Origin of the sequence: Streptomyces griseocarneus (assembly GCF_014655595.1) — a bacterium.
Lineage (GTDB): Bacteria > Actinomycetota > Actinomycetes > Streptomycetales > Streptomycetaceae > Streptomyces > Streptomyces griseocarneus.
This window is the reverse complement of record NZ_BNBL01000008.1, coordinates 227,566-254,111: the sequence shown is the minus strand read 5'-3', so window position 1 is coordinate 254,111 and position 26,546 is coordinate 227,566. Positions and strand designations below refer to the sequence as shown.

Sequence of the window (26,546 nt, the reverse complement as noted above, 5' to 3'; positions counted from 1 at the left end):
GAACAGGGTTCTTGCTCAATCAGGGAGGCGGGCCACCGTGGCCGACGTGCGGGACGACGACATCATCCGGGCCGAACCCCTCGGCAGCGCCCCCGTGGCCCTGTCGGTTCTCGACCTCGCCACGGTCGGCACCGGCCGGACCGCCCGGCAGGCGCTCGGCACCACGGTGGAGCTCGCGCGCCTGGCCGAGCGGCGCGGGTACCACCGCTTCTGGGTCGCCGAACACCACTCCATGCCCGGGGTCGCCAGCTCCTCCCCGGCCGTCATCCTGGCGCACGTCGCCGCCCACACCGAGCGCATACGCCTCGGCTCCGGCGGTGTGATGCTGCCCAACCACGCCCCGCTGGTGATCGCCGAACAGTTCGGCACGCTCGAGGCCCTGGCCCCCGGCCGCATCGACCTCGGCCTCGGCCGGGCGCCCGGCACCGACGGCGCGACCGCCGCCGCGCTGCGCCGCCAGGACCGGCTGCCGCAGGGCGCCGACGACTTCCCGGAGCAACTGTCCGAGCTGACCCGCTTCCTGGACGACGACTTCCCCGACGCCCACCCCTACGCCCGCATCCACGCCGTTCCCGGGCCGATCCAGGGCCGGGTGCCCGGCGGGGTGCAGCGCGCCGACCGGCCCTCGATCTGGCTGCTGGGCTCCTCGGGCTTCAGCGCCCGCCTGGCCGGACTGCTCGGCCTGCCCTTCTCCTTCGCCCACCACTTCTCGGCGGCCAACACCCTGCCCGCCCTCGAGCTGTACCGCGAATCCTTCCGGCCGTCCGCCGTCCTCGACCGCCCGTACGCCAAGATCGGCGTCCAGGCGCTGGCCGCCGACGACCCCAAGGAGGCCCGCCGTCAGGTCCTCACCGGCGCGCTGGCCATGCTCCGCCTGCGCACCGGACGCCCGGGCCTGGTGCCCTCGCCCGAGGAGGCCGCCTCGCACGCGTTCGGCCTGGCCGAGCAGGAATTCGTCGCCGACTGGCTGGGCAACGTCGTCTTCGGCACGCCGGACGAGGTGCGCGAGGGGCTGACCTCGCTGGCCGAGAGGACCGGCGTGGACGAGCTGATGATCACGGCCAACATCCACGGCCCCGAGGCGAGGCTGCGCAGCTACGAGCTGATAGCCGACGCGTTCGGGCTTCCCGGCGCCTGAGGCGCGGGGGGCGCTCCGCCGGGCGGGCCGACACGGGGGTGCGGCCCGGCCGGCGGGGCGTCGGCGCCCCCTTCAGGGGCGTACGCCCGTGCTGAGCAGCGCGTCGATGCGTTCCGCCGGCACGGGCCGGGAGTAGAACCAGCCCTGCCCCGTGTCGCATCCGATCCGCCCCAGGCGCTCGGCCTGCTCCGCGCTCTCCACGCACTCCGCCGTGACCGTCAGACCCAGGCGGTGCGCGAGCTGGACGAGGGCCTCCACGATCGTCTCGTCGGCGGGGTTGGGGTGCTCCTCGGTGCGGAAGCCGCTGACGAAGGAGCCGTCGAGCTTGAGGGTGGAGACGGGCAGGCGGCTGAGGTAGGCGAGGTTGGAGTAGCCGGTGCCGAAGTCGTCGATGGCGATGGCGACCCCCATGTCGCTCAGCGCCTGCAGCTGTTGCAGCGGCCGGCCCGCGGATCCCATCACCGCCGACTCGGTGAGCTCCAGCTGGAGCAGCCGGGGCGGCAGCCCGGTCTCCGCCAGGATCGCCGCCACGTCCGCCACCAGGTCCGAGTCCCACACCTGACGCACCGCCACGTTCACGCTGACCAGGATCGGTTCGGCGGGGTGGTCCAGCTGCCAGCGGCGGGCCTGGCGGCAGGCGGTCGCCAGCACCCAGCGGCCGAGCGGCACGATGGCGCCCGTCTCCTCCGCCAGGCCGATGAAGCGGTTCGGCGCCAGCGTCCCGAACTGCGGGTGGTGCCAGCGCACCAGCGCCTCCACGCCCCGTACGACCCCGTCGTCCAGCCCCACCAGCGGCTGGTACTGCAGGGCGAACTCCTCCCGTTCGACCGCCGGGCGCAGGGTGCTGGAGAGGGCCTGCCGGGTCATCCGGTGGGCGTTGCGCTCGGGGTCGAAGAGCGTCCAGCGGGCCTTGCCGTCCGCCTTGGCCCAGTAGAGCGTGGTGTCCGCCGCCTGCATCAGCTCGGTGGCGTGCGTCCCGGCCGCCGGGCGCTCGACCACGCCGATGCTGGCCGAGACCGCCAGCCGCTGCCCCGCCACCTCGAACGGCCGGGACAGCCTGTTCTGTACGTCCGCGGCGAGGTCGACCAGTTGCTGGGTGCCGGCGGACTCCTCGACCAGCAGCGCGAATTCGTCGCCGCCGAGCCGCGCCACCAGGTGGCCGCCGGGGGCCGCGCACTCGGTCAGCCGTCTGGCCACCGCGACCAGCAGCCGGTCGCCGGCCCGGTGCCCGAGGGTGTCGTTGATGGCCTTGAACCCGTCCAGGTCCAGGTAGCACAGCCCGATCCGGCCGCTGCCGCCGCGGGAGACGGCGGCCGCGGCCAGCGCGGCGGCCAGGCGCTCGAAGAAGAGACTGCGGTTGGGCAGCCGGGTCACCGGGTCGTGCATCCGCAGGTGGCGCAGCCGGGCGCGCAGATCGCGCCGGTCGGAGACGTCGGCCACCGACAGCAGCGCGTCGCGGCTGTCGGGCAGCGCGGTGACGGTCACCTCCGCCCACACCCCCTGCCCGTCCGGCTGCCGGAGCCGGCGGGTGCAGTGCAGCCGGTCACGGCGGCCCAGCAGGACGTCCCGGTACGCGCTCCAGGTGCGGGAGTCCTCGCGCAGACCGGTGAACTCGGCGGCGGGGGAGTCCTGGAGGTGGGCGGGGTCGGTGCCCAGGAGCGCGCCGAGGGCGTCATTGGCGGTGCGTACGAGGCCGTCGCGGCCGACGACGGCCATACCGAGGTGCGCGGCTCGGAAGGCAGCGCGGAAATCATTCGAAGTGACGTGACGTTGCGTGACGACTGGCGGCGTCGTACCGGGCGTGCCGCCCTGGCCGTCGAGTGTTCCGCTCAACGTTCGCTCCCGCGTGGCATTCGTTTCCGCACGGATCCCGTGCGGGTCTTCATGAGTCTCGTACGCGTGGTGGAAAAGGCGGCAAATGGCCGTCTGTAGGGGGATTCCGTGCTGGAAGTGTGGCGAGCATAGAGCCCGCGCAGGGACCGTTCCAGCGGCCCGGCCGCGAGGGGTGGAGCCGCAGGCAGGGGTCCGACCGTTTCTGCGCGTCCATGCACATCCATGTGCGATCACGTCTGAAGCTGCATGGTTGCGTCTTCTCGATTGACCATCTGTGACTGTGTGTGATGTACCCAGAAGTCGGCTTAGTCACTCGACTGGGGTAGTGAAACGGGGCATAACACCGCAAATAACAAGAGGGTGGGTGAGGTCTCCCGATTCCGTCCCCGGAGGTCGACGTGGTGCGTCCGCTGACACCCATGGGAGTGGACCGGCCGCGGCCGCGCCGCGTCGAGCGGTCCCGGCTGCAGCGCGCGGGTGCCGTGCTCACCAGCCTGTGCGCGATCGCCACCAGCCTCGCCGCCTCCCCGGCGCACGCGGCGGGCCCCGGCGGGCCCTGCGCGCTGCCGCGCAGCCAGGCCCACCATTCCGAGGGCGTCGACTCCTGGAACACGGACTACCCCCGGCCCGTCGGCCGGCTCGACGCCGTCATGGTCTTCCTGTCGTTCCCCGACTCCAAGCCCGCCGTCTCCCCCGAAAAGCTCGCCGCCGACCACTTCCCCGGCACGTCCCGCTTCTTCGAGCGGGCGTCCTACGGGCGGTTCACCCTGCGCGCCCATCCCCTGAAGCGGTGGTTCCGGATGCCCCGGCCCTCCGGCGACTACCACATACAGCGCGACTGGGACGGCGAACAGCGCTCCGCCTATCTGCGGGACGCCATCGCCGCCGTGGACCGGGACGTGAACTTCCGGCGCTACAACCTCGTCTACCTCGTCGCCGACCCCGACGCCCCGGGCGTCGACTCCGACGCGACCAAGGTCGTCAACCTCGAGGAGCCGATCGCCGTCGACGGCACGGAGCTGCGCCGCGTCGTGACGGTCTTCGAGCACCACCCGCCGGACCGCAACGTGCTCGCCCACGAGACCGGGCACGTCCTGGACCTGCCCGACCTCTACCACCGGCCGACCGACGGCAAGGGCGACTGGGACACCCACGTCGGCGACTGGGACCTCATGGGCAGCCAGTTCGGGCTGGCCTCGGACCCCTTCGGCTGGCACAAGTGGAAGCTGGGCTGGCTGGGTCCCCGGCAGGTCGACTGCGTCAGCCGCTCCGGCAACTCGGCGCACATCCTCCAGCCGCTCGAGGCCCCGATGCGGCCCGGCGCGGACGGGCGCACCCGCATGGTGGTGGCCCGGACGGGGGCGACCAGCGCGATCGTCGTCGAGGCGCGGGGCGCCTCCGGCAACGACGCCGCCACCTGTACGGAGGGCGTGCTGGTCTACCGGGTGCGCAGCGACACCGCCTCGGGCGGCGGGCCGGTCCAGGTGCTGGACGGGCATCCGGGCACCCATGCCTGCTGGGGCGAGTCGGTCTACCCGCCGCTGGCGGACGCGCCGCTGGTCACGGGGGAGTCGCTGACCGCGGACGGGGTGCGGGTGGACGTGGTGGGGCACACGGTGACCGGGGCGTGGAAGGTCCGGGTGAGCCGGAGGTGAATCCTTGCGCACCGCCCGGACCCGGACACGACGAAGGCCCTCACCGAGAGGTGAGGGCCTTCGTCTGTCTGTGCGCCGCCAGGGACTCGAACCCCGGACCCGCTGATTAAGAGTCAGCTGCTCTAACCAACTGAGCTAGCGGCGCCTGCTGACGTGGAAGACTTTAGCACCCCGGTCCGGTGGAAAGAAAATCCGTATGTTTCAGCCCGCCGCGGGGGTGGGTACAGGGGTCGTCCGCGCGGCCCGTACGCAGGCCCACAGCAGGACGTCCGCCGCCGGGAGCCAGGGGCTGCGGCTGTCCGGGACGACCAGCCAGCGGCTGGTGGGCGGGGTCGGCTCGAGCCCCGCGGGCGGCGGGCACAGCGGCGGGACGGTCACGGCGTCGCCCGTACCGTAGGAGAGCAGCGGGGGCGGCGCCGCCCGGCCCTCGCCGCCCCACTCCTCCCAGGCCAGCAGCGCGGGCAGCCGCTGGGCCGTGCCGGGCGCGGCGAACAGCAGGAGCCGGCCGCGCTGCGCGGCGACCGGACCCGTGCCCGGGCCCGCCGGTGACCACAGCCGGTCCAGCATCCGGCGGCCGAACAGCATCGGGGCGTCGATCACGTCGAACGCGGTGCCGCAGGGCAGTATGACCGTGGCCAGCGGGTCCTCGGCCCACAGGGCGTGGACGCTGCGGGGGAAGCGGCTGGCGGAGGCGAGCCAGTCGGCCCCGGCGAGCGGGACGTGGGGGGCGGCGGGCCGGGGGCGGTCGGGGCGCGGATCGTGCGGCCAGGAGGTCATGGCCCCATGGTCGGCGGCCCGGCGGGGTGCGCCCGGGGGAGTTCGGGGAAATCGGGACAGGGTCGCGGGGGGTGCGCTACGGTGTGCGCCGCATATGCCAACGGCCCATGATCGAGATCATGGGCCGTGCGGATCAGTCGCGGGCGCTGCTGCCGCGCAGCAGGTCACGGCCGAACTCGACCATCTTCTTCGCGTAGTCCTCGCTCCACTCGGCACGCTCGGCGATGACGGCCGTCGGCAGTCTGTCGAAACGCCGGGGATCGGCGAGCTGAGCCGCCGCCACCGCCTGGTACTCCGTCGCCCGGTCCGCTGCCGCGCGGAAGGCCAGTGCCAGCTCGGTGGAGCGGGTCAGCAGCTCACGCGGGTCCTCGATCGACTCGAGGTCGAAGAAGTGCTCCGGATCGGCGACGGCCTCGGGTGGCTCGAAGAGCAGCTGCGCGGGCTTCAGGCGGCGCGGAGCACTCTCCTGCGCGCCGGGAGCCTGCTTCGGCTCGCACATGTACATACCTCCAGAATCGTCTGCACCGTCATCCATTGTCCTGCCGCGCGCAAGTGCGCCCCCGCCCCACGACCCCGTTCAGGGCCGCCGGCGACTGTTTCCTACGGCCGCTCCGGCGGCGTCACGGCTGCCACCGGACCCGGTGCTCGGCCAGGTGGGCGAGGACCGCGTGGTTGGCCTCCCAGCCGTCCGGGAACTTCACCGTCACCCCCAGCTGCACCGGTTCCGTGGCGGGATGGTCGTCCAGCAGACGGTCGACGCCCGCCCGGCAGACCACGATGCACGCGTGCCGGTGCCGCGAGGCCAGGACGCACAGCCGGCCCGTCTCCAGATGGAACGCCGTCGCGTCGGGGCGGCCCGACAGGGGGTGCAGCACCACCGTGACGTCGAATTCGCGCCCCTGGAGCCGGTTGGCCGTGTCCACCGTGACCCCGCCGGCGCCGAGCTCCGCCAGGGCCGCGCGCACGGCCGCGGCCTGGTCGCGGTGGGCCGTGCCCACCGCGATCCGCTCCGCCGTCAGCGGGGCCGGGTCCGGCGAGCTCTCGCTGGTCACGGCCCCGCCGCGGTCCAGCAGCCGCCGGACGACGTGCGCGACGGCGCTCACCGCCTCCGGGTCCGTACGGGGCGTGTGGCGCGCGGGCAGCTCCAGCAGGCCCCACCCGGACTCCGCCGCCTCGTCCAGCACCCGGTCCGGTCCGGAGCCGTCCGAGGTCACCGCGAAGGCGAGCCGCCGCTCGCCGTGGCCGGTGCCGCTGCGGAAGGGCGTGTACGGATAGAAGGCGTCCGAGACCAGCGGCGCGGCGGAGGCGGGCAGCCGCCAGGAGACCGGCAGCCGGTGCTGCGGCAGCCCGGGGTTGTGGGCGAGCAGTGTGCTGACCGCGCTCGCCGACGGGTCGTACGACAGCCCCGCCCACTGCTCCGCGCCGACCACGCTGAAGGGGTCGAGCTGCCCGGGGTCGCCCACGAACAGCGCCCGCTCGAACAGCCCCGCCACGGCCAGCAGCGCGTCCGAGCGCATTTGGTACGCCTCGTCGACGATGGCGTGCCCCCAGGGCTCGGCGATCTTGGTGTGGGCCCACTTCGCGGCCGTGGAGACCACGACGTCCAGCCCGGCGAGGTCGGCCGCCTTCGCCGAGGGGACGACCGAGCCGAGCGCGTCGAGGGCCGGGTCGTAGGGGCGGCGCTCGCTGCTGTGCAGCCGGCCGACCGGCAGGTCGGGGTCCTGCTTGGCCAGGCGCAGCACGAGGTCGTCGACCTGCGCGTTGGTCTGGGCGACGATCATCAGCGGGCGGCCGGCGGCGGCCAGCTCCCGGGCGGCCCGGACCACCAGCGTCGACTTCCCGGCGCCGGGCGGGGAGTCCACGACGACGCCCCGGTGCGGGCCGTGCAGGGTGTCGCGCAGGATCGCGTCCGTGGCCTCGGCCGCCGCCCGGCCGGGGTCGAAGGCGCGCCCGCGCGCCATGCGTACGGTCACAGGTGGTCCTCCGCGGTCACCGGGTCGGGGGCCTCGGCCGCGGCGGCCGGCGGGCCGCCGTGGGTCCAGGGCGTCTGCTCGGGTTCGGGCAGCTCGGGGCCGCCCCTGGGCGCGTGCTCGAAGAGGGTCCAGCACACCTGGTCCCCCGGCTCCGGCACGGAGCCGGCCTCCGGGACCTTGCCGCGCCCCATGCCGCCGGTCAGCCGTACGGTCAGGGAGCCGTCCGGCCCGTGGGAGACGAACTCGGCGGACTGCGCCCTGCCGTCCGGCAGCGCGCGGTGCAGCTTCACGCCGTCGGCGACGTGCGGGGCGTCCTGCGTGCGGAGCGTCACCAGCGGCCGCGGACGCGGAATCTTCGCTTCCGAATACTCCATGACCACATCGGTGACCCGCCCGGCGAAGGCCTCGCCCGCCAGCCGCCGCCCGGCCATCACCAGCGGATCGTCGAGCGCCTCCTGCGCGTCCAGCTGGGCCTGCGCGGTCTCGCGGGCGGACAGCTTGCGGGCCGCCGTCACGGCGTCGTCCCGCCGCGGCTGCGGGGGCTCGCCGGCGCGGACGCGGTCGCGGTGCGCGGTGTACGACCAGCGGTCGCGCTTCCAGCGCTCGCCGACGCGGGCACCCTCGGGCAGGGCGCGCAGCAGGTCGATGCCGTGCCAGACGGCGTCCCAGGTGGGGCGCAGCTGCCCCAGAAGAAGATCGCGTATCTCCAGCTCGGCGCCGGCCAGCGCCCGGTGGGCCGTCGTGAACCGGTGCGGCGACGACCGGAGGACCTCCGTGCGTGCCTGGTCGTAGCGGGCGATGGCGGGAGCCAGCCGCTTGTTGTCGAAGACCGGGTCCGTGGCGGGGCCGGCGGGCGGGTGGACCAGGAGGCCCTCGGCATCGCGGGCCAGCTCCGCCCGCAGGGCGGCCGCGGCGCCGGACGTCTCCTCCGGCGGGTCGATCCAGGCCAGCAGCGCGCCCAGGTGCTGGTCCTCCAGGACGCTCTGGCCGGTGGCCCAGTGGCGGCCCAGGACCTGCGTCATCGCCAGGAGCAGCGACGAGCCCGGGACGCGCGACCGCTCCCCGAAGTGCGTCAGCCAGCGCCCGAGCAGGGGAACCCGAGGGGGAGCCGGGTGCGGCGCGTCCGGGTCCTGCTCGGCGGTGCGGCGGAAGCGCATCGAGCGGCCGAGCAGCCGGACGTACTCCACGCCCGCCGCGCTCGGCACCACCAGCTGCGGCGCGTCCGCGCACAGCTCGACCTCCACCGGCACCTTCCTGCCGGTCGCGGGGTCGGTCTCCTTGCGCTCCTCGCGCTCGACGGCGTCGGCGAACTCCTCGATGTGGGGCAGCATCGCGTCGGCCAGCTCCGCGAGGAACGCGGAGCGCAGGTCGCGGTCGCGCGGCTGGGCCACGACGAGCAGGCGGGGGGCGTCCCGCTCGGTGCCCACGAGCGCTCCGAGCGGGGCACCGGCCTCGCCGGCGGTGGTCAGCGGCACGAACACCAGCGGCTTCCCGGCGATGTGCCGGTGCCGCACGGTGGCCAGCGGCCGGGCCCGCCCGTCCCGCGCGGCCTCCAGCCGGGCGAGGGTGCCGATCAGGGACATGACGCCGCTCCCGCCGTCTCCAGCGACTCCGCCCGCAGCCGTGCCGCGCGGCGCAGCGCGGCGACCGCCGGATCGGCGGGGTCGCCCGCCTCGCCGGCCGCCGCCGCGAGGACCGCCTCGATCGTGGTCAGACCGCCGAGCTCGGCGCGCAGGGCGCGGCCCAGGGTCTGCACCGCGTCCGCCGCCCGGGACCGGGCGCGGCAGTGGAAGGCGAGCTCGCACGCCGCCAGGCACTCGGGGGCGTACGCCGCGCCGACGGCGTCGACCGCGGCGGCGAGCTCCTCGGCCGGCCGGGTGGGCGTCCGTCCGTCGTCGGCCAGGCAGAGGTCGAAGGTCGTGCCCTCCGGAAGGCCGTCGGCGATGTCGGCGACGCCCGTCAGCCGGTCCAGCTGACGGCGTGTCGTGGCCAGCTGCTTGCGGAGGTCGACGAGGGCGGCGTCCGGGAGGTTGGAGAAGTTCTTCGGGCAGACCAGCAGCGCGCGGTGGCGGACCGAGGCGCCGTCGACGCGCTCGGCGACCGGCTCCAGGGCCAGTGCGTACACCGCCGCCTGGCGGGCGGCCGCCCCCACCTTCGCCGCGTCGGCCGCGCCGTCGACCATGGCGAAGGACTTGATCTCCACGACCGTCCAGCCGCCGTCGGGGTGGACCACGACGGCGTCCGGCTCGAGGTACGCGGGCGTGCCGGCGACGGACAGGGCCAGCATGGGGTGGTCCAGCAGCGCCCACCGGCCGGCGGCCGTGGCCTCGCGCAGGGCGAGGGCGGTGCGGGCCGTGCGCCCCTCGGGCCCGGAGGCGGCGAGGTCCGGCGTGTCGACGTCGCCCGGTCCGGGCGGCGGGGCCGGGCCGTCGCCGAGCCGCTCGCACAGCAGGCGGATCAGTCCGGTGCCGCCGTCGTCCTTCACGCGCGCCTCGAAGGCGTGGCCGCGCACGAACGCGAACTGGGACTGTCCGAACGTCGCGGGCGAGCCGAGCGCCCCGGCCAGGGCCGCCTTGTCGACGCCGGCGCCGTCCAGCAGGGCCCGGCGGTGGCAGCCGGGGTTCGCGGCCAGCGCCGCGAGCGCCCGGGCGTCGAGCGGCTGTGGTGCGACGGCCGGGCCGCGCAGCTCAGCGAGCCGCTGTCGCAGCGTCGTCGGTGCGGCTGTCTCCGGCCTCGCCCCGGGCCGGCTGACGGGGGATCTGGTCACTGGCGTCCGCCTCGCGAAGTCTCTCCGGCGCTCCCGGACGGCCGGCTCCGGCCGGGGAGCCGGGGGAGGTCGTCCGGACAAGCGCAGTACCCGCCGCAGTCTCGCACCCGCCACTGACAATCGCGGGCGTCCCGGTGGTTTCCGCGGGCGCGGCGCCGGCGCGGCGGGAGCGGATCCGGTCGGCGAGCCGCAGCGCGGGCTTCGCGAGCAGGAAGCCCGCGCCCATCACGGCGGCGCCGGCGACGGCGTCGAGGAAGTAGTGGTTGGCGGTGCCCATCACCACGAGGGTGATGGCGAGCGGATAGGCCACGCCCACGACCTTCGCCCAGGTGGCGCGGCCGTGGCGCCAGAGCACCGCCCCGCACCACAGGGCCCAGCCGACGTGCAGGCTCGGCATGGCCGCGTACTGGTTGGTGAGCCCGCCCAGGCCGCGCGGGGCGCTGGCGTCGCCGCCCCACCAGCCGTACTCGGAGTACTGGTGCATCGTGTCGACGAAGCCGTAGGTGCCGTCGAGGAGGCGGGGCGGGCAGGTGGGCAGCAGGGTGAAGCCGATGAGGCCGATGAGGGTGGAGGCCATCAGCCAGGTCCGCATCCGGCGGTAGTGGTCGGGGCGGCGTCGGAAGAGCCAGACCAGCAGCGCGGGGGTGAGGAGGTAGTGCAGGGCGGCGTACGCGAAGTCGGCGGGTATGCCGAGCGCGGGATGGCCGGTGAACAGCCGGTTGAGCGGGTGCTCGAAGTTTATTCGGAACGTTTTTTCAAGGTCGAGGATCGCGAGGCCGTGATCCACGGCCGACTGCACGTCTCCCCGGACCAGGAGCCGGCCCGCCGAGTACAGCCCGTACACCACGGCTATCAGTGGCAGTTCGGTCCACCAGCGCGGCCGCTTCCCGAGTGGTGCGGTGCGGTACATCCGGACGGCTCTCCATTTGTTCAGGCGGCCAACAAGCGCGCTTGCAACCGTACGGTGTACGCCACATTGCGCGCACACCGCCCCGTGACTTTCCCGGAACCCCGAGCTGGCGGGAGAGGAGACGCCGTCGCTGGCCAGAGGGTTGCCTGAGGGTGAAGTGAGTGATGATGTGGGCTGGACTGAACCGGCGCCATGCCGGAACTGTCGCGAAAGTCACCGAAAACTTGTGAAGGGGCCCTCGCCATGGCACCGCGCATCCTGCTGGCCCGGCACGGACAGACGCAGTGGTCGCTGTCCGGGAAGCACACCGGCCGCACGGACATCCCGCTGCTCGACGAGGGGCGGCGCGGCGCCGAGCTGCTCGGCGAGCGGCTGCACCGCGCGCCGTGGAACGCCCTGCCGGACGTCGAGGTGCGCACGAGCCCGCTGGCGCGCGCCAAGGAGACCTGCGAGCTGGCCGGCTTCGGGGACCGGGCGACGGACTGGGACGCCCTGATGGAGTGGGACTACGGCGCCTACGAGGGCATGACGCCGGCCGAGATCAAGGCGGGCCGTCCCGACTGGCTCATCTGGCGCGACGGCGTCCCCGAGGGCGAGACGCGCGAGCAGGTCGCCGCCCGGGCGGACGAGGTCGTCCAGTGGGCCCGCTCGGCCGACCGCGACGTCCTGGTCTTCGCGCACGGCCACATCCTGCGCACGATCGTGGCCCGCTGGCTGGGCGAGGACATCTTCTTCGGCTCCCGCATCCGCCTCGACCCGACGTCGCTGTCCGTCCTGGGCTGGGCCTACGGCGCCCCCGCGCTGGTGCGCCTGAACGACACCGGCCACCTCGGCTGACCCTGCGGCGGAAGGGCGGCCCGCTCCGCCCGGCCGCCCCGCTCCGCCCGGCCGCCCCGCCTACCCGGCCTGCGCGACGGGCTGGTGACGGGCCAGGAAGTCCGCGACCACCGGGTCCTGCGCGTGCCGGCGCAGCTGCCGCGCCGTGGCGGTCAGCATGGTGCGGACCCGGGACGACTGGACCTCCTCCAGCAGGTCCAGCGCCCGGCACCCGGCGGCGGCCGCCTCGTCCGGGGCGCCGCCGCGGGCCAGGTCGCCCGCCAGCTGGGCGGTGTAGAGGGCGATGTTCCGCGCGAAGTGCGGGTCCTGCAGGTCCACCGCCCGATCCGCGTGCTCCGCGGCCCGCTTCCAGTCGCCGAGGGCGGACCAGCACTGGGCCTCCAGGCCCTCCAGCTCCGCCTCGCCGAAGAAGGTCATCCACTCCGGGTCCGCGTCGTCCGGCCCCCGCTCGAAGAGCGTGCGCGCGCGCAGCAGCGCCTCCTCGCACGCGGGCCCGTCACCGAGCCGCGCCCAGCCGCCGGCCTCCCGCAGGGCCAGCAGGGACATCAGCCGCGCCGAGCCCAGCCGCCCGCCGGCCCGCTGCGCGGCCTGCGCGGCGCGCACCGCCTCTCGGGGCCGCCCGGCGTCCCGGGCGAGGAAGGCGGTGTTGCAGAAGGCGTGCGCCTCCAGCGCCGGGTCGCCGGCCACCCGGGCGGTCGCCAGCGCCTCCGCGTAGTGCGAGCGCGCGTCGGAGAAGCGGCCCGAGTCATGGGCCAGCCAGCCCACCGAGATGGCGAGCTCGCCCGCCCCCGCGTGCAGCCGGTCCGCCACCGACTGCCGCCGGGTCTGGGCGTCCAGCAGCTCGTAGGCCGCCTTCAGCGGGCGGGCGGCGCGCCGGTAGAGGCCGTCCGCGCCGTGCCGGTCGTCGAGCACCCGGATCTGCCGGACCGCCTGCTCGACGGCGCAGGCATCGGACTCGCCCGCGCGGCGCGGGCCTCGGGTGCCGGGGGCGGCGCCCAGGGAGGCGGCGGCCATGGCGGCCGTGCCGGAGGTCATGAACGCGCGACGCAACACGTCGCTCTCCTCGTTGCTGTCGAAGTTGCTGCGGGAGCCGCGCCGGAAGGCCCCGTCCTCCCCGGGGGAGGTACGGCTTTCGGCGGGGCTCTCGGTTTGCCCGGACGGCGCGGAACCCTTTTTTCGCGCCCCCCGTCCACGTACCGATTCGCGCGGTGCGAAGCCCATGTCCGCCAGCTCGCGGCCGGGGAACATGTGCCGGAACACCCGCTCGTAGGCGTAGTTGGGGCAGCGGATCTCGCCCGACTCGACGCGCCCGACATAGCGTGCGTCGCACGAGACGTGCTCGCCGATCTCGCGGCCCGCCCGCCGCACCGCCGCCGCGAACTCCCCTGGTGAGCGCTGCCCGCGCAGTTCACGGAAGGCGGCGTTGGGGCGTGGTGACGAGGACGCGCGGTGCGACGCCATGGCGGACCCTCTCCCTGGCGAGCCGCCCCGGGGGCAACCCGCGGGGCGGGCGGCTGTGCTGCCGTGTGGCGTGATGACCGTACCGGCTGTGGCGGGACCACTACGGCCGGTTTGGCTACAAACCGGATATCCCACCTGTCATCCGCCATGAACTGCCATCCTTTGGCGCGGCATGGCGCCGTAGCCGTTGACGCCCACGGCCGTTGAACCCTCCGAGCGTGAGCGCGCTCGACGCGGAGTGGCACTGGCGTGAGGAGGGTTTCCCGTGGTGGAGGCCGGAGTGGACATCGGCGGCGGCTCACGGACGACGGCGCTGCACCGGCCGCGTCAGGACCACGGCCCGTCCCCCTACCCGACGCAGGCGCCCGCCGGGGACGGCCGGCCGTGCGACCTCGTCACCGTCCCCGCCCGGCAGGGCCTCGAGGCGGTCGACATCCTCCGGCTGCGCGACGGCGTCGGGCCCGTGCTCCACGACGGCGAGGGCGGCACCCTCGGCTTCCTCGTCCCGCCCGGCACCGCCGACCGCTGGGACGTACCGGGCAGCGCCTGCACCCAGACCTACGGACGCGAGCCGCGCGCGGGAGCCGACATGCCGCCCGTCAAGGGCACCGGCTGGCTCGTCGCACCCGACGCGGCCTACGCCTGGGCCACCGACCCCGTCGTGCTGCGCGCCGCCCTCGGCGAGGCCGCCCGCACGATCGAGGCCGTCGACCGCTGCCGCTGAGCCCCTCCTCCGCCGGGCCACCACCGACGGCCGGAGCGCCGCGCGCCACCGGCGATACTTGACGGGTGGCGAAAGGCAAGCAGAAACAAGGTCGCGGGCGCACCGCGGAAGCGGTGACCGCGCAGGTCGAGGGCGGTCTCGCCGAGCTCGTGCCGGACCGTGACCGCCCGCGCGGCCGGACCCTGCTGATCGACGGGGCCCCGCAGTCCCATGTGGACCTCGACGACCCGTCCCACCTCGACTTCGCCTACCAGCGCAGGCTCGGCCACATCGCCGACCTCGTCGCACCGCCCGGAAAGCCGGTCCAGGCCCTGCACCTGGGCGGCGGCGCCTTCACGCTCGCCCGCTACGTCGCCGCCACCCGCCCCCGCTCCACCCAGCAGATCGTCGAGATCGACGCCCCGCTGGTGCGGTTCGTCCGCACCGAGCTGCCCCTGGAGAGCACCTGGCGCATCCGGGTGCGCGGCGGCGACGCCCGCGAGGGGCTCGGCAAGCTGCCGGACGGCTGGGCGGACCTGATCATCGCGGACGTCTTCAGCGGCGCCCGCACGCCCGCCCACCTGACCAGCACCGAGTTCGCGGCCGAGGTCCGCCGGGTGCTGCGCCCGGGCGGCTTCTACGCCGCCAACCTCGCCGACGGCCCGCCGCTCGCCTACGTCAAGGCGCAGATCGCGACCGTGGGGACCGTCTTTCCCGAGCTGTGCCTGACCGCCGACCCGGCCGTGCTGCGCGGGCGCCGCTTCGGCAACGCCGTGCTGCTGGCCTCCGACCGCGAACTGCCCGTCGCCGAGCTGACGCGGCGGGCCGCCACCGACCCGCACCAGGGCCGGGTCGAACACGGCCGCGCGCTGGCCGACTTCACCGGCGGCGCGGCGCCCGTCACCGACGCCGACGCCCGGCCCTCCCCGGCCCCGCCGCCCTCCGTCTTCGAGTAGCCGCCCTCAGCACGGCGTCAGGCGGCCGGTCCGGGCCACCCGGGCGTACCAGTGGGCGCTCGACTTGGGCGTCCGGGCCAGGGTCGCGTAGTCGACGTACACCGCGCCGAAGCGCTTGCTGTAGCCGTAGGCCCACTCGAAGTTGTCCAGCAGCGACCAGAGGAAGTAGCCGCGCACGTCGGCCCCGTCGCCGAGGGCGCGCAGCACCGCGTCGAGGTGGGCGTGCAGGTACGCGATGCGCTCGGGGTCGTGCACCGCCCCGTCCGCGTCCGGTTTGTCGTCGTAGGCGGCGCCGTTCTCGGTGATGATCAGCGGCAGGCCGGGGGCCTCGCGGGTGAAGCGCATCAGCAGGTCGTACAGGCCGGTGGGGTCCACGGCCCAGTCCATCGCGGTGCGTTTGCCCGGGGGCCGGTGGAACGCCACCCGGCCGGCGCCCGGCCAGGGGGAACGCCCGGCCGCGCCGTGCCCGTCGGAGCGGGCGGGGCGATTGTCAGTGGCGGCTGATACCACTGTAGGCGCGTAGTAGTTGATGCCCAGCGCGTCGAGGGGGTGCCCGATGATGTCCGTGTCGCCGTCCCGCACGAACGACCAGTCCGTGATCGGCTCGGTGTCACGGAGCAGATCGTCGGGGTACGCGCCGCGCAGCATGGGCTCGGTGAAGATACGGGTGGCGAGGGCGTCCACGCGCCGCTGAGCGTCCAGGTCGCCCGGCGCGGGGGTACGGGCCCGCACGGCGGCGGTGTTGAGGGCGACGGACAGGGTGGCGCCCGCCGGCAGGACGGACCGCAGCGCCCCGGCGCCGAGGCCGTGCGCCAGGTTGAGGTGGTGGGCGGCGCGCAGCGCGGCCTCGTCGTCGGTGCGGCCCGGCGCGTGGACCCCGGCGGCATAGCCGAGGAAGGCGCTGCACCAGGGCTCGTTGAGGGTGGTCCACAGCCCGACCCGGTCGCCCAGCGCCTCGCCGACCAGGAGCGCGTAGTCGGCGAAGCGGTGTGCCGTCTCGCGCGCGGGCCAGCCGCCCGCGTCCTCCAGCTCCTGGGGCAGGTCCCAGTGATAGAGCGTCAGCATCGGCTGGATGCCCCGGGCCAGGAGGTCGTCGATGAGCGCGCGGTAGAAGTCGAGGCCGCGGCGGGAGGCGGGGCCGCGGCCGGTGGGCTGGACGCGCGGCCAGGAGACGGAGAAGCGGTACGCGCCCAGCCCCAGCTCCGCCATGAGGCGCACGTCCTCCTGGCGGCGGTGGTAGTGGCCGGTGGCCGTGTCGCCGGTGTCGCCGCCCAGCACCCGGCCCGGGGTGCGGGAGAACGTGTCCCAGATGGAGGGGGTGCGGCCGTCCTCCCGGGCCGCGCCCTCGACCTGGTACGCGGCGGTCGCGGCGCCCCACAGGAAGCCGGGCGGAAAGGTCACGGTCATGGTCGCTCCCGAGGGTGAGAGGAGGGGAGGGGAGAGTGAGGGGATCAGCCTTTGACCGCACCCCGCATGATGCCGCCGACGATCTGGCGACCGAAGAGGGCGAAGGCCAGCAGCAGCGGCAGGGTGCCCAGCAGCGCCCCGGCCATGACCACGGCCTGGTCGGGCACGTAGCCCCGGCCGAGGCCGGTGAGCGCCACCTGCACGGTCGGGTTCTCCTGGGTCAGCGCGATCACGGGCCAGAAGAAGTCGTTCCACGCCTGGACGAAGGAGAGCATCCCCAGCACGGCCATCGCCGGCCGGGCGACGGGGAAGACGATGTGCCACACCACGCGCCAGCTGCTCGCGCCGTCCACGCGCGCCGCCTCGATCAGCTCGGTGGGCAGCGCCTCCACGAGGTACTGCCGCATGAAGAAGACCCCGAAGGCGCTGACCAGCGTGGGCAGCACCACGGTCTGCAGCCGGTCGGTCCAGCCCAGCCCGGCGACCACCATGAACAGCGGGACGACGGAGAGCTGCGGCGGCACCATCATCGTGCCGACGGTCAGCGACAGCAGGACGTTCTTCAGCCGGAACCGCAGCTTGGCGAAGGCGAAGCCGGCGATCGTGCAGAAGAGCACGGTGCCGAGCGCGACCGTCCCGGCCACGAACGTGGTGTTCAGCAGGGCGAGCCCCATGTTGGCGTCGCTCCACGCCGTGCCGAGGTTCTCCAGGAGACGGTCCCCGAACCACAGCGGCGGCGGGGTGCGGGCCAGCCGGGCGTTGTCGCGCGAGGCGGCGACGGCCGTCCACACCAGGGGGAACAGCGAGCCCGCGGTGAACAGCGCCAGCACCGCGTAGGCGACCGGCCCCGCGCGCAGCTGCCGTCCCGCGGCCGGTCGCATCGCCATGGGCTCCTCTCACCGGTCCTTCCGCAGCCCGCGCGCGATCAGCACGTTGACCGCGCCCACGAGCAGCAGCAGGAGGAACATGCTCCAGGCGACGGCCGACGCCCGCCCCAGGTGGTAGTAGAACCAGCCCTGCTCGTAGAGGTAGAGCCCGAGCGTCTGGAACTGGTGCGAGGCGCCGCCCTTCTGCCCGCCCGCCCCGCCGAAGAGCAGGGGCTCGCCGAAGAGCTGGGTCGCCCCGATCGTCGAGACCACGACGGTGAAGAGGATCGTCGGCCGCAGCGCCGGAACGGTGATGTGCAGGAACTGCCGCGCGCGCGACGCCCCGTCCAGCGCCGCCGACTCGTACAGCTCGTCGGGCACCGCCTGCATGGCGGCGAGATAGATGAGCGCGTTGTAGCCCGTCCACCGCCAGATCACGATCGAGGAGACCGCGAACCGCGAGCTCCAGGTGCCGCTCTGCCAGTCGACCGGGCCGACGCCCAGGGCGCCCAGCGCCCAGTTCACCATGCCGTAGTCGCGCCCGTAGAGCAGGACGAAGACCAGGGTGGCGGCGGCGACCGAGGTGGCGTACGGGGTCAGCAGCGCGACGCGCCAGAACGTCGCGGCGCGCAGCCGGTAGTGGAGCAGATGGGCCAGGCCCAGGGCCATCAGCAGCTGGGGGACGGTGGAGAGGACCCCGATGGTGAAGGTGTTGCGCAGCGCGTTCCAGAAGAAGTCGTTGTCCAGCAGCCGGAGGTAGTTGTGCGGCCCCACCCACACCATGCGGTCCGGGGCCGTCAGCTCCACCCGGTGCAGTGAGGCCCAGCCCGTATAGAGGAGGGGGAAGAGCCCGAATGCCGCGAAGAACGCAAAGAACGGAGCGACGAACGCGTACGGGCTGTAGCGCAGGTCCCAGCGGTAGAGGCGGCTGCGCCAGGGGGCCGGGCGGTCCCGGTCGCGGCCCGCGGGGCCCGCTTCCGCCCCCTCCACCACCGTGGTCGTGGCGGTCATTCGTCCACCGCGTTCTTGATCTCCTTCTGCGCCGCCGCCCAGCCGGCCCGGGGGGACCGGCCCTGCTGTTCGACCTGGGGGATGCCGACGTCGGTGAAGGCCGCGCCGATCTGCTGCTCCCTCGGGCCGAAGACCAGCAGGGGGACCGACCGGGCGGCCGTGGTGAAGATCCGCCCGATGGGGGCGTCGCCGAAATAGGGGTTCCGCGCGTCCCTGACCTCCGGCATGGCGTACGAGGCCGGGGTGGAGGGGATGCCGGCCTGCCGGTCGAAGAGCCTGGCCTGCTGGGCGGGCGCGGTCAGCCAGACGGCCAGCTCGATCGCGGCCGCCTTGTGCCGGGCCGCCTTCGGCACCCCGATGAAGGAGCCGCCCCAGTTGGCGGGCCGGGGCGCGGCGGCCACGTCCCACATGCCCTCGCCGGCGGCGCCCGACTTCTCCTTGATGTAGCCGAGCATCCAGGGCGGGCAGGCGACGGTGGCGAAGCGGCCGTTCGCGTAGGCCTGGTCCCAGGGCTTCTCGAACTGCTTGAGCCGGGCCGTCAGCCCGGCGCGCACCGCCTGCACGGCCAGGTCCCAGGAGGTCCTGACCGCGGGAGAGTTCGCGTAGAGGGGCCGGCCGGAGCGGTCGTAGTAGCGCTCGGGGTAGGCGTGGACGGAGGCGTTGTAGATGCCGGCCGCCGAGTCGGTGAAGACCGTGCCCGCCGGGGCCCGCCGGGCGTACGCCTTGCCGGTGTCGATGTACTTCTGCCAGTCGCCGGCCCACAGCCTGCCGACCGCCTCCCGGTCGGTGGGCAGCCCGGCCCGCCGGAAGAGGTCCTTGCGGTAGCAGACGGCGATCGGCCCGATGTCCGTGCCGAGGCCGATGGTTCGGCCGTCGGGGGTGGTGGCCTGCGCCCACTTCCACGGCAGCCAGTCCGACGGCCGGACGCCCTTCGCCCGGGAGAGGTCCTCGAAGAGGCGGCCCTGGCCGGCGGCCAGCTCGTGGACGTTGCCGACCTCCATGGCCTGGATGTCGGCGAGTCCGCTGCCGGCGGCGAGGTGGGTGAGCAGCTGCGGGTAGTAGGCGTCGTTGCGCTCGATGACGCTTTCCTTGATGACGACGTCCGGGTGCAGCCGCTCGTACTCCTCATAGAGTCCGGCCTGGCGGTAGCCGAAGACACCGAAGGTGCCGATGGTGACCGTGGTCCGCCCGGGGCGCCCGGCGTCGTCGCCCCCGTCGTCCCGGGCGCAGCCGTCGAGCAGGCTCACGAGGAGGAGGAGCACGGCGGCGGCCGCGAGGACCAGCGCCCGGCGCCGGTAGGGACCGCTCGGCCAGGCCGGGGTCACCTCTCGACGATGACGTTCTCAGCCTGCGGTCCCTTCGGTCCCTGGACGACGTCGTAGCTGACCTTGTCCTCCTCGTGCAGCTCCTTGAAGCCTTGGGACTGGATGGCGGAGAAGTGGACGAACACGTCCGGGCCGCCGTCGTCCTGCTCGATGAAGCCGAAGCCCTTGTCGGCGTTGAACCACTTCACTTTGCCCGTTGCCATCAGTCATGCCCTTCGTCCGGTGTCGGCACCTGAGCATTCCCCGCACCGGCCCCGAACTCGCCCCGGCCGCGCCGTGCATCACTCGTGAGGGCTACAAAACGATAAGAGCCCGGTCCGCTTACGCGAACCGGGCTCTCCATCAGGGTGAGTAACGGGACTCGAACCCGCGACATCCTGGACCACAACCAGGTGCTCTACCTGCTGAGCTATACCCACCGTGTCCGGTGCGTTTCCCACCGGCCGAGAAAAAGTGTACAGGGTCCGGAGGGGTGCTCGCTCCCAGCTTTGCGCGTGCCGGGAGCGAGCTGCGTCACTATGCCTGAACTGGCAGGACGTGCTTGGCCGCGATGGCCTTCGCCGTGTCGGAGTCCGGACCGGGCTGCGGCACGAAGATCGCCTCGCGGTAGTAGCGGAGCTCGGCGATCGATTCACGGATGTCGGACAGTGCCCTGTGGTTGCCGGTCTTCTTGGGGCTGCTGAAGTAGGCGCGCGGGAACCAGCGGCGGGCCAGCTCCTTCACCGAGGACACGTCCACGATCCGGTAGTGCAGGTGACTCTCCAGGGTGGGCATGTCGCGCAGCAGGAATCCGCGGTCGGTGCTGACCGAGTTTCCGCACAGCGGGGCCTTGCCCGGCTCCGGGACGTGCTCACGGATGTACTCCAGGACCAGACGCTCCGCTTCCTCGAGCGTCGTCCCGCCGTCCAGCTCCGTGAGCAGCCCGGAGGCCGTGTGCATCTGGCGCACCACCTCGGGCATGGTGGCGAGCGCCTCGGCGGGCGGGCGGATGACGATGTCCACGCCGTCCCCGAGGATGTTCAGCTCAGAGTCGGTGACCAGGGCGGCCACCTCGATGAGCGCGTCGGCCGACAGCGAGAGCCCGGTCATCTCGCAGTCGATCCACACCATGCGATCGTTCATACGTCTCACCCTACGGGGCGCTCCCGCTGGCCGGGCAGCCGTGGGGCGTAGAGGTCGGTATCCGATTTGCCGGAATCATTGGGGTTCATCCCATGACCCCCGCCGTGACCGGGCGCATGGCCCAGGTGACCTCCGTGCCCGACATGGGGCGGCGGGCTGCCCAGGGGCGCACCCGTCACCGCGTGCGCGGCCGGAGCCATGGCCGTGCGCCGCATCCCCATGAGCGACGGCTCGCCGGAACGGTGCTCGACGGGATCCGGCCGGTCGAACCGGTCCCCGCGCTCACCCCGCTCCACGCGCTCCGCCCGCTCGCTCCGCTCCGGACGGTCCGGCCCGCTCTGCGGCCGGCGCGCCCGGTAGGCGGCCCGGTAGGCGGCGGGGGAGGACCCCAGCTGCCGGCGGAAGTGGCCGCGCAGGGCCACCGGCGAGCGGAAGCCGCAGCGCCCGGCGACCTCGTCCACGGAATAGTCCGAGGTCTCCAGGAGCCGCTGCGCCTGCAGCACCCGCTGGGTGATCAGCCACTGCAGCGGGGCGCTCCCGGTGAGCGAGCGGAACCGCCGGTCGAAGGTGCGACGGCTCATGTACGCGCGGGCGGCCAGGGTCTCCACGTCGAACTGCTCGTGGAGGTGCTCCAGCGCCCAGGCGACGACCTCGGCGAGCGGGTCGGCGCCGATCTCCTCGGGTAAAGACCTGTCGAGGTAGCGCTCCTGTCCTCCGCTGCGGCGCGGTGGCACGACGAGGCGGCGGGCCAGGGCCCCCGCGGCGTCGGCGCCGTGGTCGGTGCGGACGATGTGCAGGCACAGGTCGATGCCTGCCGCGGTGCCCGCGGACGTCAGTACGTCGCCGTCGTCCACGAAGAGCTCCCGGGGGTCCACGTGGACCGACGGATAGCGCTTGGCGAGCGTGGGCGCGTACATCCAGTGGGTGGTGGCGGGCCTGCCGTCGAGCAGTCCCGCGGCGGCCAGTACAAAGGCACCGGTGCACAGCCCGACGATGCGGGCACCCTCTTCATGGGCCCGGCGCAGTGCGTCGAGTGCGGCGGCCGGCGGCGGCTGGGTGATCGACCGCCAGGCCGGTACGACTACGGTGCCGGCCCTGGAGAGTGCCTCCAGGCCGTACGGTGCGGTCAATTCCAGGCCGCCGGTTGTTCGCAATGGCACATCTTCGCCCGCGCACACCAGCAATCGGTAGCGGGGAACTCCTGCGTCCTGTCGGTCGATACCGAACACGGAGAGCGGGATGGAGCTTTCGAAGATGGGGCCGCCGCTGAAAAGAAGTACGGCGACGATCTCCCGGCGGCGGCGTCCGGAGAGCTTGCGCGCGGCCTCCGGTGCGGTCGTGGAGTCCTGGCTCATGGCGCTAAGCCCCCCTCGGCGGTCGAGTCCTCTCGGTCCTGCACGTTTCCCCTCGGTCCTGAACGGTTCCCCCGCCGGTCATGGCCAAGATCGAATCTACTGCGTCACTTGGAGACGCGGTGACCAGTTCACCACCCGCCTCTAAGTCGACATGACAACTTGGCGCGAAGCGTTCGATCACGAAGCGTTGCACTTGCAGGCCCCGGTGAAAAGTACGCCTCTCGCCCATGCCCACTGTCCGTAGGCGGCAACCGCCCTGCAGGCCCGTTTCCTTGCTGGTCGACCGGCTGTTGGAGGGCTCTTTGGCCAAGGTGTGAAGTTCGGGCCGAACTTGGCTGAAAACCTACGGGTGCAGGCGTGCGAGAGGGTCAGCCGAGGGGGGATCCGGAGCCCGGATGACGGGCCCCGCGATGGCTTCCGCCGCCCGTCCGGCCGCGCCTTCCGCGGTGCGGAAGCGACTGTTCCGAGGAGACCCTGGCGGCGGTCCGCGCCGACTGGCGCAGGAGGGCGTGACAGACGCAGGTGAGGGCGACCAGACCGGCCGCGGTGCCGGCCGCGCCGCCGAAGGACTGGCCGCACATCAGCAGCACGACCGGAACCAGGGCGCAGCTGAACGCCGCCCAGCGGACCACGTCGCTCACCGGATCGGGGGACGGCCCCTCGGAGGTGTCCTCGCGGGCGTCATCACGGGTTCCGGGCACGAGCGGCTCCCTGCTGGCGGCTGCTGGAGGTAGTACGCGGTACTACAACGGCGGCCCGGGGGCCTGGGTCACTGGGGAGTGGGTACCAGTGAGTAGAGCCGGGGCCATTGCGCTACGCGCCGCGCTCGTGCATGCTCCGGGGAACGCCCGCGGGGGCTCGTTCCCGTGCGGCGACCTCTGGGCAGGCAGGCAGTGTCGCCGTACCCTGGGGGTAAGCACTTGAAAAGATGAATCCCGGACGGATTTGGCCGTCCATGATCCATCAGAGGGCGCGCCCCCCGACAACTCCAACCTGTCCACCGCCGATCCCCCTCGATACGAGGCTTCCTTCGCCGAGACACCGATGGCCGGTCACGAATTCTCCGAACCCGCGGACCGCAAGCGGATCGCCGATCAGACGGCGCATCCCGAAGCGGTGGAAGAAACACGTCATTCCTGCGATCCGGCGTTCCAGCACGGCGTCGTGGTGGGCTTCGACGGCTCCATGTCGAGCGAGCGAGCGCTTGCGTATGCAATCGGAATGGCCCGCCGTTCCGGCTCGGGCCTGATCATCGTGCATGTGGCCAACCGGCTGCCGACGACCGTCTGGGCCGGCTGTGAGCCGCCGGTCTTCGTCGACGTTCCCGATCACCGCACCGAAGTGCTGGGCCTGGAACTGGCCTGCGCGGACTATTTGTCCGAAGTGCCCTGGATTCTTGTGGAACGTGGCGGGGACATCTGCCATGAACTCGAAGAGGTCGGGCGGGAGTACGCGGCGGACGCGATCGTGGTGGGCTCCACGCACGGCCTGGTCGGCCGGATCTTCGGCTCGGTGGCGGGCCGGCTGGCCCGGCGCGCCCAGCGGCCGGTCGTGGTCATCCCGTAGGACGTTCCGGCGCACCCGGTGAAACGCGCCCCGGTGAGACACGCCCGGGTGAAACGTCAACTCATCCGCGCCGTACCGCCGATGGCGTCGAATCCGGCGCGATGCGCGGCTTGACGCGCCGCGAAATCTACTCACGCGTAGAGGTGGCTCGCACCCCCGGGAGGGGTAGGTCTCCGGCACACGACGCTGTCGTGCCGCCGACGGGAGGTGACGGTTCCCGGGACCGGTGGCATCACCGCCGGGGTGAGGGCGACGCCGGCGCAGGGGAGGCGGTCCTCCCCGCGCGCGTGGTGGCACGCGCGGGGAGGACCGTCCTCTCGTACCTGTCGCGGACAGGTGCGGACAGGTCCGAGAGGGTCTGTGGGGCCCGCCGGGGCGGGCCCGGGGGCGGGACTACTCGACGGTGACGGACTTCGCCAGGTTGCGCGGCTTGTCGATGTCGCGGCCCATGGCCTTGGCCGTGTAGTACGCGAAGAGCTGCAGCGGGATGCCCATGAGGATCGCGTCCAGCTCGTCCTCGTTCTTCGGCACGACGATCGTGTGGTCGGCCTTCTCCTGCTCCTGGTGCGCGACGGCGAGGATGCGGCCGCTGCGGGCCTTGATCTCCTCGAGCGCGGCGCGGTTCTTCTCCAGCAGCTCGTCGTCCGGCACGATCGCGACGGTCGGCATCGCGGGCTCGATCAGGGCCAGCGGACCGTGCTTGAGCTCGGAGGCCGGGTAGGCCTCGGCGTGGATGTACGAGACCTCCTTCAGCTTCAGCGAGGCCTCGCGGGCCACCGGGTAGCCCCGGACGCGGCCGATGAACATCATCGACTTGGCCTCGGCGTACTCCTTGGCCAGCTCCTCGATCTGCGCCTCGTTCGCCAGGATCTCCTCGATCTGGCCGGGCAGCTTGCGCAGGCCCGCGATGATCCGCTTGCCGTCGGCGACGGACAGGTCGCGGGTGCGGCCCAGGTGCAGGGCGAGCAGGCCGAAGGAGACCACCATGTTGGTGAAGCACTTGGTGGAGACCACGCAGACCTCGGGGCCGGCGTGCACGTAGATGCCGCCGTCGGTCTCGCGGGCGATCGCCGAGCCGACGACGTTGACCAGGCCGAGGACGCGGGCGCCCTTGCGCTTGAGCTCCTGGACGGCGGCGAGGACGTCGTAGGTCTCACCGGACTGGGAGACGGCGATGTAGAGGGTGTCGGGGTCCACGACCGGGTTGCGGTAGCGGAACTCGGAGGCCGGCTCGGCGTCGGCGGGGATCCGCGCCAGCTCCTCGATCATCTGGGCGCCGATCTGGCCGGCGTGGTACGAGGTGCCGCAGCCGAGGATCTTCACCCGGCGCACGGCGCGGGCGTCGCGGGCGTCGAGGTTCAGGCCGCCCAGGTGCACGGTGGAGAAGCGGTCGTCGATGCGGCCGCGCAGCGCGCGGTCCACGGCGTCGGCCTGCTCGTGGATCTCCTTGTGCATGTACGTGTCGTGGCCGCCCATGTCGTACGACTCGGCCTCCCACTCCACGGTGGTCGGCTGGCTCGAGGTGGTGGAGCCCTCGGTGGTGTACGTGCGGTAGTCGTCGGCCTTGAGGGTGGCCATCTCGCCGTCGTCGAGGGTGACGATCTGGCGGGTGTGGCTGACCAGGGCGGCGACGTCGGAGGAGACGAGCATCTCCTTCTCGCCGATGCCCAGGACCACGGGGGAGCCGTTGCGGGCCACGACGATGCGGTCCGGGAAGTCGGCGTGCAGGACGGCGATGCCGTACGTGCCGTCGATGTGCCGGAGGGCCTCGCGGACCTTCTCCTCCAGCGTGTCCGCCTCGGAGCGGGCGATGAGGTGGGCCAGGACCTCGGTGTCGGTGTCGGAGACGAAGGTGAAACCGTCGGCGATCAGCTTGGCGCGCAGCTCGGAGGCGTTGTCGATGATGCCGTTGTGGACGACGGCGACCTTCTCCTCCGCGTCCAGGTGCGGGTGGGCGTTGACGTCGTTCGGCGCGCCGTGGGTGGCCCAGCGGGTGTGGGCGATGCCGGTGGTGCCCGCGAAGCGCTTGGGCAGGCGGGACTCCAGCTCGCGGACGCGGCCCTTGGCCTTGGCGGCCTTCAGGCCGCCGGCCTTGCCGCTGGCGTGCAGGGCTATGCCGGCGGAGTCGTAGCCGCGGTACTCCAGCCGCTGCAGGCCCTCCAGCAGCAGCGGAGCGACATCACGCTTGCCGATGTATCCGACGATTCCACACATAGGTGACCCTCCCAGGTAAACGATCAGTGGCGCCCGGAGGCGACGACGACGGGGGAAGCGGTGAGGCGGCCGTGCGGGGCCGCCTCACCTTTCCGTCCCGGCTGCCGGTTCAGCCGTAGACGATGCGGCGCAGCTGCCGCAGTGAGAGTTCGGGTGGTGCCACGGCGCGGTGCGGCAGCTCTGCCGCGATCCGCTCGAAGATCTCCGTGTTGTTCAGCCCACCGGACTGCAGTTCGCGGTGGCGGCGGCGGACGAATTCCTCGGCCGTCTCGTCGAAGTACGCCAGCACGTCCAGCACCACCCGGGCGGCCTCGCCGCGCTGAAGCGGCGTGCTGCGCACCAGGTGGTCGACCAGGTCGTCATGGGACATGCGGCGTTCGAGCACCCGTCGATACTGAGGGCTACGGAGAGCATTCGCAAGAATCCTGCCCGATTTCGGGCAAGGAAGCCAGGGAATGTGAGCTGAATCGGCTGCAAACGTCTGAAGATCGCCTGTTTTGCCGCCCTGGATCCCTGGCCGGCGAGGGGTCGGCGAGGGGTCGGTGTGACGTGGCCCACCCGGTGTCCGCGCGGTCCCCGGGCGGCCACCTTGACGGCCGGCGGGGCCGGCGGTACTCAAGTGGCAGTCCGTGCGCGTGAATTCCCCCGAGCTGTCCGCCGAAGGGAACCT

Annotated in this window: 24 protein-coding genes and 2 tRNA genes; 6 read left to right on the top strand and 20 right to left on the bottom strand. The window is 73.2% G+C overall.

The features are described 5' to 3' along the window. The first annotated feature begins 37 nt into the window (after positions 1 to 37). Positions 38 to 1,138 (top strand): LLM class flavin-dependent oxidoreductase, encoded by a 1,101-nt coding sequence (locus tag IE295_RS21565; RefSeq protein WP_190065346.1) that lies wholly within the window; start codon positions 38 to 40, stop codon positions 1,136 to 1,138. A 72-nt stretch (positions 1,139 to 1,210) separates the two neighbouring features. Here the strand turns inward: IE295_RS21565 and IE295_RS21560 are convergent, their stop codons facing one another. Beyond that, positions 1,211 to 2,854: a putative bifunctional diguanylate cyclase/phosphodiesterase gene (locus tag IE295_RS21560; protein ID WP_229922992.1), complete on the bottom strand. Its 1,644-nt coding sequence runs from the start codon at positions 2,852 to 2,854 to the stop codon at positions 1,211 to 1,213. A 536-nt stretch (positions 2,855 to 3,390) separates the two neighbouring features. Between IE295_RS21560 and IE295_RS21555 the strand changes: the two genes are divergently transcribed. Continuing rightward, positions 3,391 to 4,626, top strand: a complete 1,236-nt coding sequence (locus IE295_RS21555) for a M6 family metalloprotease domain-containing protein (RefSeq protein ID WP_190065344.1) — start codon at positions 3,391 to 3,393, stop codon at positions 4,624 to 4,626. A gap of 71 nt (positions 4,627 to 4,697) precedes the next feature. Here the strand turns inward: IE295_RS21555 and IE295_RS21550 are convergent. The 7 genes from IE295_RS21550 to IE295_RS21520 form a co-directional block, all read right to left on the bottom strand. Further along, a tRNA-Lys gene (locus IE295_RS21550) sits at positions 4,698 to 4,771 on the bottom strand. Positions 4,772 to 4,827: 56 nt separating this feature from the next. Next, positions 4,828 to 5,403, bottom strand: coding sequence for a bifunctional DNA primase/polymerase (locus tag IE295_RS21545; protein ID WP_190065343.1), 576 nt, complete (start codon positions 5,401 to 5,403; stop codon positions 4,828 to 4,830). Positions 5,404 to 5,536: 133 nt separating this feature from the next. After that, the gene (locus IE295_RS21540; RefSeq protein WP_190065342.1) at positions 5,537 to 5,902 is read right to left on the bottom strand and encodes a DUF8844 domain-containing protein; all 366 of its coding nucleotides are present in this window, start codon (positions 5,900 to 5,902) and stop codon (positions 5,537 to 5,539) included. Between the two features lie 121 nt (positions 5,903 to 6,023). Beyond that, positions 6,024 to 7,364 carry an AAA domain-containing protein gene (locus tag IE295_RS21535; RefSeq protein WP_190065437.1) on the bottom strand — a complete coding sequence of 447 codons (1,341 nt, stop codon included), beginning with the start codon at positions 7,362 to 7,364 and terminating at the stop codon, positions 6,024 to 6,026. An 8-nt stretch (positions 7,365 to 7,372) separates the two neighbouring features. Next, entirely contained in the window at positions 7,373 to 8,959 is a 1,587-nt protein-coding gene (locus IE295_RS21530) for a hypothetical protein (RefSeq protein ID WP_190065341.1), read from the bottom strand. Beyond that, positions 8,950 to 10,143 carry a hypothetical protein gene (locus IE295_RS21525; RefSeq protein WP_190065340.1) on the bottom strand — a complete coding sequence of 398 codons (1,194 nt, stop codon included), beginning with the start codon at positions 10,141 to 10,143 and terminating at the stop codon, positions 8,950 to 8,952. Before IE295_RS21525 ends, IE295_RS21530 begins: the two co-directional genes overlap by 10 nt. After that, entirely contained in the window at positions 10,064 to 11,053 is a 990-nt protein-coding gene (locus IE295_RS21520; RefSeq protein WP_190065339.1) for a phosphatase PAP2 family protein, read from the bottom strand. Before IE295_RS21520 ends, IE295_RS21525 begins: the two co-directional genes overlap by 80 nt. A 243-nt stretch (positions 11,054 to 11,296) precedes the next feature. On the opposite strand from IE295_RS21520, the gene IE295_RS21515 reads away from it, so the two are divergent. Next, positions 11,297 to 11,890 (top strand): histidine phosphatase family protein, encoded by a 594-nt coding sequence (locus tag IE295_RS21515; protein WP_190065338.1) that lies wholly within the window; start codon positions 11,297 to 11,299, stop codon positions 11,888 to 11,890. A gap of 60 nt (positions 11,891 to 11,950) precedes the next feature. Here the strand turns inward: IE295_RS21515 and IE295_RS21510 are convergent, their stop codons facing one another. After that, positions 11,951 to 13,351 (bottom strand): NsdA family TPR-like regulatory protein, encoded by a 1,401-nt coding sequence (locus IE295_RS21510; protein ID WP_190065337.1) that lies wholly within the window; start codon positions 13,349 to 13,351, stop codon positions 11,951 to 11,953. Between the two features lie 265 nt (positions 13,352 to 13,616). Between IE295_RS21510 and IE295_RS21505 the strand changes: the two genes are divergently transcribed. Together IE295_RS21505 and IE295_RS21500 are read left to right on the top strand one after the other, a co-directional pair. Beyond that, complete coding sequence (locus tag IE295_RS21505; protein ID WP_372479641.1) at positions 13,617 to 14,075, top strand: hypothetical protein; 459 nt, start codon at positions 13,617 to 13,619, stop codon at positions 14,073 to 14,075. Positions 14,076 to 14,140: 65 nt separating this feature from the next. Next, the gene (locus IE295_RS21500; RefSeq protein ID WP_190065336.1) at positions 14,141 to 15,010 is read left to right on the top strand and encodes a spermidine synthase; all 870 of its coding nucleotides are present in this window, start codon (positions 14,141 to 14,143) and stop codon (positions 15,008 to 15,010) included. A 6-nt stretch (positions 15,011 to 15,016) separates the two neighbouring features. Here the strand turns inward: IE295_RS21500 and IE295_RS21495 are convergent, their stop codons facing one another. The 9 genes from IE295_RS21495 to IE295_RS21455 all read right to left on the bottom strand — a co-directional run bounded on the left by IE295_RS21495 (position 15,017) and on the right by IE295_RS21455 (position 22,797). After that, the gene (locus IE295_RS21495) at positions 15,017 to 16,417 is read right to left on the bottom strand and encodes a GH1 family beta-glucosidase (RefSeq protein ID WP_190065335.1); all 1,401 of its coding nucleotides are present in this window, start codon (positions 16,415 to 16,417) and stop codon (positions 15,017 to 15,019) included. A gap of 44 nt (positions 16,418 to 16,461) precedes the next feature. After that, the gene (locus IE295_RS21490; protein ID WP_190065334.1) at positions 16,462 to 17,304 is read right to left on the bottom strand and encodes a carbohydrate ABC transporter permease; all 843 of its coding nucleotides are present in this window, start codon (positions 17,302 to 17,304) and stop codon (positions 16,462 to 16,464) included. Positions 17,305 to 17,313: 9 nt separating this feature from the next. After that, the gene (locus IE295_RS21485) at positions 17,314 to 18,294 is read right to left on the bottom strand and encodes a carbohydrate ABC transporter permease (protein ID WP_190065333.1); all 981 of its coding nucleotides are present in this window, start codon (positions 18,292 to 18,294) and stop codon (positions 17,314 to 17,316) included. Then, positions 18,291 to 19,619, bottom strand: a complete 1,329-nt coding sequence (locus tag IE295_RS21480; RefSeq protein WP_190065332.1) for an ABC transporter substrate-binding protein — start codon at positions 19,617 to 19,619, stop codon at positions 18,291 to 18,293. Before IE295_RS21480 ends, IE295_RS21485 begins: the two co-directional genes overlap by 4 nt. Beyond that, entirely contained in the window at positions 19,616 to 19,822 is a 207-nt protein-coding gene (locus IE295_RS21475) for a cold-shock protein (protein WP_190065331.1), read from the bottom strand. Before IE295_RS21475 ends, IE295_RS21480 begins: the two co-directional genes overlap by 4 nt. Positions 19,823 to 19,965: 143 nt before the next feature. Beyond that, positions 19,966 to 20,038: transfer RNA gene (locus IE295_RS21470), tRNA-His, on the bottom strand. A gap of 97 nt (positions 20,039 to 20,135) precedes the next feature. Continuing rightward, entirely contained in the window at positions 20,136 to 20,741 is a 606-nt protein-coding gene (orn, locus tag IE295_RS21465; RefSeq protein WP_190065330.1) for an oligoribonuclease, read from the bottom strand. Positions 20,742 to 20,746: 5 nt separating this feature from the next. Next, complete coding sequence (locus IE295_RS21460; RefSeq protein ID WP_190065329.1) at positions 20,747 to 22,096, bottom strand: helix-turn-helix domain-containing protein; 1,350 nt, start codon at positions 22,094 to 22,096, stop codon at positions 20,747 to 20,749. A gap of 368 nt (positions 22,097 to 22,464) precedes the next feature. Beyond that, on the bottom strand, positions 22,465 to 22,797 hold the full coding sequence (locus IE295_RS21455) for a hypothetical protein (RefSeq protein WP_224323326.1): 333 nt from the start codon (positions 22,795 to 22,797) through the stop codon (positions 22,465 to 22,467). A gap of 343 nt (positions 22,798 to 23,140) precedes the next feature. Here IE295_RS21455 and IE295_RS21450 point away from each other — a divergent pair, with 343 nt between their 5' ends. Beyond that, on the top strand, positions 23,141 to 23,662 hold the full coding sequence (locus IE295_RS21450; protein WP_190065434.1) for a universal stress protein: 522 nt from the start codon (positions 23,141 to 23,143) through the stop codon (positions 23,660 to 23,662). Between the two features lie 393 nt (positions 23,663 to 24,055). Here the strand turns inward: IE295_RS21450 and glmS are convergent, their stop codons facing one another. Further along, positions 24,056 to 25,876, bottom strand: coding sequence for a glutamine--fructose-6-phosphate transaminase (isomerizing) (glmS, locus tag IE295_RS21445; RefSeq protein WP_190065328.1), 1,821 nt, complete (start codon positions 25,874 to 25,876; stop codon positions 24,056 to 24,058). Positions 25,877 to 25,985: 109 nt separating this feature from the next. Continuing rightward, a complete protein-coding gene (locus tag IE295_RS21440; RefSeq protein ID WP_190065327.1) occupies positions 25,986 to 26,261 on the bottom strand; it encodes a hypothetical protein in 276 nt (91 codons plus the stop codon). Between the last annotated feature and the right edge of the window lie 285 nt (positions 26,262 to 26,546).

Excerpts from the sequence above, each read along its gene's own strand:
- IE295_RS21560 (WP_229922992.1), bottom strand. The coding sequence starts at position 2,854 with ATGGCCGTCGTCGGCCGCGACGGCCTCGTACGCACCGCCAATGACGCC.
- IE295_RS21555 (WP_190065344.1), top strand. The coding sequence starts at position 3,391 with ATGGGAGTGGACCGGCCGCGGCCGCGCCGCGTCGAGCGGTCCCGGCTG.
- IE295_RS21545 (WP_190065343.1), bottom strand. The coding sequence starts at position 5,403 with ATGACCTCCTGGCCGCACGATCCGCGCCCCGACCGCCCCCGGCCCGCC.
- IE295_RS21540 (WP_190065342.1), bottom strand. The coding sequence starts at position 5,902 with ATGTGCGAGCCGAAGCAGGCTCCCGGCGCGCAGGAGAGTGCTCCGCGC.
- IE295_RS21535 (WP_190065437.1), bottom strand. The coding sequence starts at position 7,364 with ATGGCGCGCGGGCGCGCCTTCGACCCCGGCCGGGCGGCGGCCGAGGCC.
- IE295_RS21530 (WP_190065341.1), bottom strand. The coding sequence starts at position 8,959 with ATGTCCCTGATCGGCACCCTCGCCCGGCTGGAGGCCGCGCGGGACGGG.
- IE295_RS21520 (WP_190065339.1), bottom strand. The coding sequence starts at position 11,053 with ATGTACCGCACCGCACCACTCGGGAAGCGGCCGCGCTGGTGGACCGAA.
- IE295_RS21515 (WP_190065338.1), top strand. The coding sequence starts at position 11,297 with ATGGCACCGCGCATCCTGCTGGCCCGGCACGGACAGACGCAGTGGTCG.
- IE295_RS21510 (WP_190065337.1), bottom strand. The coding sequence starts at position 13,351 with ATGGCGTCGCACCGCGCGTCCTCGTCACCACGCCCCAACGCCGCCTTC.
- IE295_RS21495 (WP_190065335.1), bottom strand. The coding sequence starts at position 16,417 with ATGACCGTGACCTTTCCGCCCGGCTTCCTGTGGGGCGCCGCGACCGCC.
- IE295_RS21490 (WP_190065334.1), bottom strand. The coding sequence starts at position 17,304 with ATGGCGATGCGACCGGCCGCGGGACGGCAGCTGCGCGCGGGGCCGGTC.
- IE295_RS21485 (WP_190065333.1), bottom strand. The coding sequence starts at position 18,294 with ATGACCGCCACGACCACGGTGGTGGAGGGGGCGGAAGCGGGCCCCGCG.
- IE295_RS21475 (WP_190065331.1), bottom strand. The coding sequence starts at position 19,822 with ATGGCAACGGGCAAAGTGAAGTGGTTCAACGCCGACAAGGGCTTCGGC.
- orn (WP_190065330.1), bottom strand. The coding sequence starts at position 20,741 with ATGAACGATCGCATGGTGTGGATCGACTGCGAGATGACCGGGCTCTCG.
- IE295_RS21460 (WP_190065329.1), bottom strand. The coding sequence starts at position 22,096 with ATGAGCCAGGACTCCACGACCGCACCGGAGGCCGCGCGCAAGCTCTCC.
- IE295_RS21450 (WP_190065434.1), top strand. The coding sequence starts at position 23,141 with ATGGCCGGTCACGAATTCTCCGAACCCGCGGACCGCAAGCGGATCGCC.
- glmS (WP_190065328.1), bottom strand. The coding sequence starts at position 25,876 with ATGTGTGGAATCGTCGGATACATCGGCAAGCGTGATGTCGCTCCGCTG.